The sequence below is a fragment of the Burkholderia sp. Ax-1720 genome (assembly GCF_011753035.1).
Lineage (GTDB): Bacteria > Pseudomonadota > Gammaproteobacteria > Burkholderiales > Burkholderiaceae > Burkholderia > Burkholderia gladioli.
Genome location: NZ_VWWK01000077.1, coordinates 22,358 through 29,832 on the forward strand (window position 1 = coordinate 22,358; position 7,475 = coordinate 29,832).

Below are 7,475 nucleotides of genomic sequence, written 5' to 3' on the forward strand. Positions count from 1 at the left end.
GGCGTCTCCCGAGAAAAAGGCTGCCATTCTAACGCCTGCCGCGCCGCCCTCCCGACAATCCGTCGAATCCTCGCCCCGCCCGACTAGCCGGCTCGCGGCCTCGCAGCCGACGGAGCCAGCCGCACCTGGTCGCGGCCGGCATGCTTGGCGGCGTAAAGCGCCGCGTCCGCCGCGCCGATCAGGGCTTCCGGCGTGGCCAGCCCCTCGCGCGCGGCCGCCCCGACGCTGATGGTCACGCCGACGCGCCGGTCCTCGATCGAAAAGCGCAGGTTCCCGACCGCCTCGCGCAGCTTGCCGGCGGTTCGCATCGCATCGTCGGCGCTCGCCTGCGGCAGCAGCACGGCGAATTCCTCGCCGCCGAAGCGGCCGAGCAGGTCGAAGCCCTGCAACTGCGAAGCCAGGCATTGCGCGACATGGCACAGGCAGGCGTCGCCGGCCAGGTGCCCGTGGCGATCGTTGAAGGCCTTGAAGCGGTCGATATCGATCAGCAGCAGCGCGCCGGCCGTGCCGGGCGCCGTCACCAGTTCGGAGAGCGCCGCGTCGAGCCGCCGCCGATTGGCGACGCCGGTCAGCGGATCGGTATAGGACAGCCCCGCCAGCGTCAGGTTTTCCGCCGCGAGGCGCTCGTTGCGCAGGCGATCGAGCAGTTGATGCAGGTAGATGCGCCGCGAGGCGCGCTCGAAGGCGTGCCCGCCGACCAGGGCCGGCAGCAGCAGCGTGTTCATGAAGCCGATCAGGAACATGGCGTCGTCGTGACCGATTTCCGGGCGGACGAACAGGCTCAGCGCATACACGCCGAGATTGGCCAGGAAAAACGCCACGGCCTGGTGAAAGCGCAGGCGGATGAAGATCAGCACGAAACTGGAGGGCGGAATCGCCAGCAGGAAATCGCGCAGCGTGGCGGGCGTCGGCTTGGCGGCGACGATCAGGATCGCGGCGACGCTGCAAATCAGGCAGCAGGCCAGCAGCGCGAGCTCGCGCATCCGCACGGCGACCCGCTCGCGAAGGCAGGTCTGGATGATCGCGGCGACCAGCAGGCTGGAGCCCGCCAGTTGCACCGCGACGCCCTTCCAGTCCGGATCCGGGATGACGATCAGGTTCAGCAGCACGCCCAGGCAGAAATAGCCGGACACGCCCCAGATCGCGATGAAGCGCAGCTCGCGCAGCCGCTCGGCGGCGATGTCCCGCCAGTAGCGGGCCTCGAGCGGGCCGGCGAAGGCGAGGCGAAAACCCGAGCGGCGCAGCTCCGATTCGGCCAGCGCCTTCAGCGAGGGCGCCTGCTCCTCGGAAGCGGCACCGGCATGCTCGATTCGATTCACTACCCGCCTCACCACCCGATTCACCACCCTATATGCCGGCCGTCGACGAAATCCCGGCAACCTGTCGCGATCTTCGGCCTCGCGATCCGCCATGGCTCGCTCGGAGCGCCTCGCAGGATACAGGGATGGGCGCCGCGCGCAAGCACGGCATGGCGGCAGCGGCGCCCCGCCCCTTCACGCCAGCGCGAGTCCGTCGGCGATCCTGAACACCGAAACCGAACGATTCAGGTTCGCCACCTGCTCGTCGAGCGAACTCGCCGCGGCGGCGGCCTGCTCGACCAGCGCCGCGTTCTGCTGGGTGACCGTATCGATCTGCACCACCGCGCGGCTGACCTCGTCGATGCCGCGGCGCTGCACATCGGAGGCGCTGGCGATGTCGTCCACCAGGGTGGCGACGCGGCGGATCGCCAGGCGCACCTGCTCGGTGGCGCGGCCGGCTTCCTCGGCCTGCTTCGAGCCGGCCTGGATGGTCGCCGTCGAGCGGTCGATCAGTTGCTTGATCTCGCGCGCCGCGTCGGCCGAGCGATGCGCGAGGCTGCGTACCTCGGTGGCCACCACGCTGAAGCCGCGTCCCTGCTCGCCGGCCCGCGCCGCCTCGACGGCCGCGTTCAGCGAGAGGATGTTGGTCTGGAAGGCGATGCTGTCGATCAGCGAGGTGATCTCGGCGATGCGCGTCGAATTCGCGGCGATCTGGTTCATCGTGCCGACCAGCCGCTCCACCGCCTGCGAACCCTCGTCGGAGATCTGCGTGGTGCTGCCGGCCAGCGACCGGGCGGCATGCGCGTCGTCGACGTTGCGGCGCACCGTGTCGCCGAGCTCGGTCATGCTGCTGGCGGTCTGCTGCAGCGAGGCGGCCTGCTCCTCGGTGCGCGAGGACAGGTCGAGGTTGCCGGCGGCGATCTGCCGCGAGGCCACGCCCACCGTGTCGCTCGAGGCGCGCACCGCCGACACCACCGTCATCATGCGTTCGAGCAGCTGGTTGATCGCCTCGGCGGTAAGGCCGACCTCGTCGCGGCGCTCCACGCGCAGGCGCAGCGACAGGTCGAGCGTGCGGCCGACCGCGTCGAGCGTCTCGCGCAGGCGGCCCAGCCCGAGGCTGACCACGCGGTAGAGCTTCGCGCCGAGCAGGCCGGTGGCCAGCAGCGCCAGGCCGACCACGCCCAGCATCAGCACCCGCGCGACGCGATAGGCGCCGGCGTTCTCGTCGCGCACCTGGTCCACATGCCCGAGCACCGCCTCGACATGGCCCTGCAGGGCCTGGTTCAGCGTCAGCGCCACGTCGTGCACGGCGCCGCCGTCGTGCAGCATCGCCAGCGCGCCGTCGCGATCGCCGCCCTCGATGCGCTGGAAGAAGATCGCGCGCTGGGCCCGGTAGGCGGCCATGCTGGCGCGATCCGCCGCCAGCAGCGAGCGGTCGCGCGCGTCCGTCATGTCGTGCGCCTCGTAGTCGGCCAGCGCCGCGTCGAAGCCGCGATCGGCCGCCTCGACCTCGCGCCGGCTGGCGGCCCGGCTCGCCTCGTCGATGCCGTCCACCACGTAGCGGTACACGGCGAAGCGCATCGCCGCCACCTGGTCGCGCGCCAGCGACACCTGCTTCAAGCCGGGAATAGTGCGCGTCTCGAGCCCGTCGATGCGCTGGTAGGAAGCATGCAGCTGGTAGAGCCCGTAGCCCCCCACCAGGGCCAGCGCGCAGAGCGCCACGCCGAGGGTGAGGATCAGGCGGCGAACGATGGTCATGTCGAACCCTTTACCTTGAGAGAGCAAGTCAATTGAGGGAAACGCGCGGCGCGTACCGCTTACGCGGTGGCGGCGAGCCGGCCGGTCCATGCCTCGATCCAGGCGCCCAGGTCGCCGCCGGCCAGCGGGCGCCCGATGCCGTATCCCTGCGCCAGGTCGCAGCCCAGCGCGCGCAGCCGGCCCAGCGTCGGCTCGTCCTCCACGCCCTCGGCCACCACCTGCAGGCCCATGTCGTGGGCCAGCGCGATGGTCGAGCGCACGATGAAGGCGTCGTCGGCGTCGCGCGTCATGCCGATCACGAACGAACGATCGATCTTCAGCTCGCTGACCGGCATGCGCTTCAGGTTGGCCAGCGACGAATACCCGGTGCCGAAATCGTCGATCGACATGCGGATGCCGAGCCCGCGCAGGCGTTCGAGCGTGTCGAGCGCGCGCGCCGGATCGTCCATCAGCGCGCTCTCGGTGATCTCGATCCACAGCCGCCCCGGCTCGACCCGGTGCTCGCGCAGCAGCGCGCCCAGCCAGTCGCAGGCGGCCGGATCGGCCAGGTCGCGCGCGGAGAAATTGATCGAGACGTCGATCTCGAGCCCCTGCGCCTGCCAGCGCGCGCATTGCGCGATCGCCTCGGCGGCGATCCAGCGCGAGATCGAGCGGATGAAGCCGGTCTGCTCGGCGAAGGGGATGAATTCGTCGGGCGGCACCAGGCCGCGCTCGGGATGCCGCCAGCGCACCAGCGCCTCGACGTGCCGCATGCCGCCGCTGGCGAGATGGATCTTCGGCTGGTAGACCAGCATCAGCTCGTGGTTCTCGATGGCGCGCCGCAGCTCGCCCATCAGCGACAGGCGCTCGAGGTCGCGGCGCTCGGCGCCGTGCTCGTACACGGCCACGCCGGCATTGGCCTGCTTGGCGGCGTACATCGCGGTATCGGCGCGGCGCAGCAGGGTGTGCATGTCGGCGCCGTCCTCCGGGAAGCAGACGATGCCGATGCTCGCGCCCACGTCGAGCGGCTGGCCCTCGATCAGCAGCGGTGCCTCCAGCGCCGCCACCAGCATCGCGGCGCAATCGCGCGCGGCGCGCCGGTCGCCGCCGCGCAGCAGGATCGCGAATTCGTCGCCGCCGAGCCGCGCCGCGGCCGCGCCCGAGCCGGCCAGGCTGCCGGCCAGGCGCTTGCCGACCTCGTTCAGCAGCCGATCGCCGACATGGTGGCCGAGCGTGTCGTTCACGTCCTTGAAGCGGTCCAGGTCCATCAGCATCATCGCGAACGGCGCGGCGTTCGCGCCTGCCTCGCCCGCCACGTCGATCTCGCGCTGCAGCCATTCGTTGAAGGACACGCGGTTCGGCAGCCCGGTCAGGGGGTCGACATAGGCCAGCTCGGTGATGCGCGCCTCGCGTCGCGCGATGTCGTCGCGCATGCGCCGGAACGCGGCGGCCAGCTCGCCGGTCTCGTCGCGGCTGGCGATCTCGATCGAGGCGCCGTAGTCGCCGCGGCCGACCCGCTCGGCAAAGCGCGTCAGTTCGCCGAAATGGCGCGTCACGCCGCGCGCCAGCAAGGCCGCGCCGGCGATCGAGATGGCGATGCCGCCCAGCGTGAGCAGCAGCAGCGTGGAGCGCAGCGCGCGGAACGGCGCGGCGGCCTCGTCGAGCGAATTCTGCAGCACGGCCACCACCGGCGCCGGCCCGTGCGCGAGCCACAGGATGCGCGAGACGTAGCGGCCCACGCGCGGCTGCCCGCCGCGCGCGTCGTGCGACACCAGGTCGGCGGCGGCCGCCTGCAACGAAGCGCGGCCCGACGCGTCCAGCGAGCTGGCGAGCACCTGCCAGCGATGGCCGGCGCCGCGCACCAGGAAGGAGATATCGAGGCCGGCCACGCCGTGCATGTCGAGCGCGAGCCGGTCGTCGATCGCGAAGCCCATCACCATCCAGGCCACCGTGAGCGGCGTCCTGACCGGCACGCTGACCAGTTCGTAGGGCCGGCCGTCGAGCACGCCGATCAGCGAGCCGGTGCCGCGCGGCGCGCCGCCGACCAGCTCCGGATAGGGAAAGCGCCGGCCGACCAGTTCGGCCGGCGGCGCGCTGGCCACCACCTGCCCGTCCAGCCCGACCAGCAGCGAGATGCCGGCGCCCAGCCGCTCGCGCTGGTTCTGCAGGGCCGAGCGCACGGTGGTGGTGTCGTGCAGCGCGACCGCCTCGCGAAAGCCGAAATCGGCGGCGGCGATCGCGGCCGCCTGGGACAGCTTGCCGGCTTCGGATTGCAGGGCGTTGTGGAACAGGCGGTCGCCCACCACCAGCTGGGCGTTGACCTGGTCGAGCGCGGTGCGATCGAGCGCATCGCCGGTGGCCAGTTGCACGCCGGCCTGGACGATCAGGATCATCAGCACGAAGACCAGCGCGATCTTCGAGCGCAGCTTGCGCAGGGGCACGGCGGCTCTCCTCATGGCGGGGCGCGTCAGCGCGGGCCCAGTGACAGGGAGAAGCGCAGCGGCCCGGCCGCCGGCACGCGGATCGTCTGCTCGGCGCGCGCCTGCTGGTCGCGCTGGCGATGATCCCAGGCCAGCACGCGGTAGCTGCCGCGCGGCAGCTCGGGCAGCCGCGCCAGGCCTTGCGCGTCGGTCCTGGCGAAGTAAGGGGTGTCGACCACCAGCACGTAGGCGAGCATGGTGTCGTGGATGTTGCAGCCGATCACCTCCAGCCCCGCCCGGCTCATCATCACCGGGCGCGAGGCGCCGCGATAGAGCTTCAGCTCGAAGCTGCGCGGCGGGGAGAACGAGTAGACGTCGTGGGCGATGTCGTCGTGGTTGGGGAAGTCGACCGAGGCGCCCTTCTGCACCACCGTGACCAGCGGCATGAACATTCGATCCTGCTGCACGATCGCGGCCGGCGCCGGCTTCACGCGCGGCATGGCGCCGTCGGTGCGGATCGCGTAGACCACCGCGTCCCGCAGCGGCGCGCCCTGCCGATCCTGTACCCGGACTTCCAGGGCCGAGGCGCGGCTCGCGCCCAGGCAAAGGGCGAGCGCGGCCGCCAAGCCGACGATCCCCGTCTTCCGATCAAATGCCGCCATCGTGTTCGCGTGTGCTCGTGAGCCCGGCGCTGGTCTCCCGATGGGACGCCGGACTGGATTTCGAATAGGTCTGCGAGGGAGATAACGGTTCAGGCGCGCGAATATTCAATCCGTATCGATTGAATTAAGCAATCACGGCGATCCGGCGATGGACGGCAAAAGACTGCGACGACGCGCGCCGCCGCCGGGTGGCCCGGGGCAAGCCTGGAAAACGATACGGCCGGGAGCCTCCCGGCCGGTCATGGGCTGCCGGATCGCCAGCCGTCGCGGCGTGCCGGCCCGGCCGCGATTCCTCGGTCACGCCGGACGCGGCTCGGCTTCCTCGATCGGCTCGACCGTCACGCCCACCGTCAGCACCTGGTCGGCGCCGCCGCCGCGGATCACGCCGCGCAATGGCGTGACGTCGGCATAGTCGCGGCCCACCGACAGCATCACGTAGTCGTTGCCGGGGGCGCGATCGTTGGTCGGATCGAGCTGGAGCCAGCCGCCGTCCTCGGGCCAGGCCGGATCGTAGACCTCGACCCAGGCATGCGAGGCGTCCGCGCCGATCAGGCGCGGCTGGCCCGGCGGCGGCTGGGTCAGCAGGTAGCCGCTGACGTAACGCGCGGCCAGGCCCAGCGAGCGCATCGCGCCGATCATCACATGCGCGAAGTCCTGGCAGACGCCCTTGCGCAAGGCCAGCGCGTCGAGCGCCGAGGTGTTCACGTCGGTGCTGTTCGGCGTGTAGGCGAAATCGGCATGAATGCGCCGCATCAATTCCCAGGCCGCCTGCACCAGCAGCCGCCCCGGCACGAAGCTCCTGGCCGCGTAGGCGGCCAGCTCGGGATGGCTGGCCACGTGCCGCGACGGAAACACGAACTCGCTGGCGGCGTCGTAGGGCTGGCCGGCCTGGTAGCTGAGCCGGTCGCGCACGGCCTCCCAGGCGCTGGCGGTGCCCGGCGCGGGCATCGCGACCGCGGGCGGCGGCTCGCCGCGCTTGCCGGCCGAGCGCTTGGGCGGGCTCACGCGCACCACGCTGCGGCTGCGCACGAACAGCTCCTCGTGCGGCTGGTTGAGGGCGAACGAGGTGCGCTGGTTGCCGAAGGCGTCGATCTCGACGCCCACGCCTTCCGGCAGGGGCTCGATGTGGAGCGAGAAATCGAGCAGTTGCTGGCGCGGCAGGTCGAGCGGCTTGAGCCGCGCCTGGTGCTGGGCCGATTCGACCCGCGCGGCGTAGCGGTAGCGCGTGTCGTGCGTGACGCGCAGCGTGCGCGGCTCGATGGGCGATATCGCGGCGGCAGGCGCGGCTGCCGCCGGCACCGATGCCGGTGCTGCCGTGGCGGCGCAAGCGCCCGCCGGCGCCGGCGCGCACGGCTGCG

5 protein-coding genes are annotated in these 7,475 nt (G+C 71.6%); all 5 read right to left on the bottom strand.

Going from position 1 to position 7,475, the window contains the following annotated elements; translation table 11 throughout:
- Positions 1-83: 83 nt before the first annotated feature.
- Positions 84-1,319, bottom strand: a complete 1,236-nt coding sequence (locus F3J18_RS38680) for a GGDEF domain-containing protein (protein ID WP_166914036.1) — start codon at positions 1,317-1,319, stop codon at positions 84-86.
- Between the two features lie 174 nt (positions 1,320-1,493).
- On the bottom strand, positions 1,494-3,056 hold the full coding sequence (locus tag F3J18_RS21300) for a methyl-accepting chemotaxis protein (protein WP_166914038.1): 1,563 nt from the start codon (positions 3,054-3,056) through the stop codon (positions 1,494-1,496).
- A gap of 59 nt (positions 3,057-3,115) precedes the next feature.
- Positions 3,116-5,476, bottom strand: a complete 2,361-nt coding sequence (locus F3J18_RS21305; protein ID WP_345892527.1) for an EAL domain-containing protein — start codon at positions 5,474-5,476, stop codon at positions 3,116-3,118.
- A gap of 26 nt (positions 5,477-5,502) precedes the next feature.
- On the bottom strand, positions 5,503-6,117 hold the full coding sequence (locus F3J18_RS21310) for a methylamine utilization protein (RefSeq protein WP_240154858.1): 615 nt from the start codon (positions 6,115-6,117) through the stop codon (positions 5,503-5,505).
- Positions 6,118-6,414: 297 nt separating this feature from the next.
- Positions 6,415-7,416: a transglutaminase family protein gene (locus F3J18_RS21315; protein ID WP_025098330.1), complete on the bottom strand. Its 1,002-nt coding sequence runs from the start codon at positions 7,414-7,416 to the stop codon at positions 6,415-6,417.
- Positions 7,417-7,475: the final 59 nt, after the last annotated feature.

Bases quoted from the DNA above. Each gene is read 5' to 3' on its own strand.
- F3J18_RS21310 (WP_240154858.1), bottom strand. From the start codon at position 6,117: ATGGCGGCATTTGATCGGAAGACGGGGATCGTCGGCTTGGCGGCCGCG.
- F3J18_RS21300 (WP_166914038.1), bottom strand. From the start codon at position 3,056: ATGACCATCGTTCGCCGCCTGATCCTCACCCTCGGCGTGGCGCTCTGC.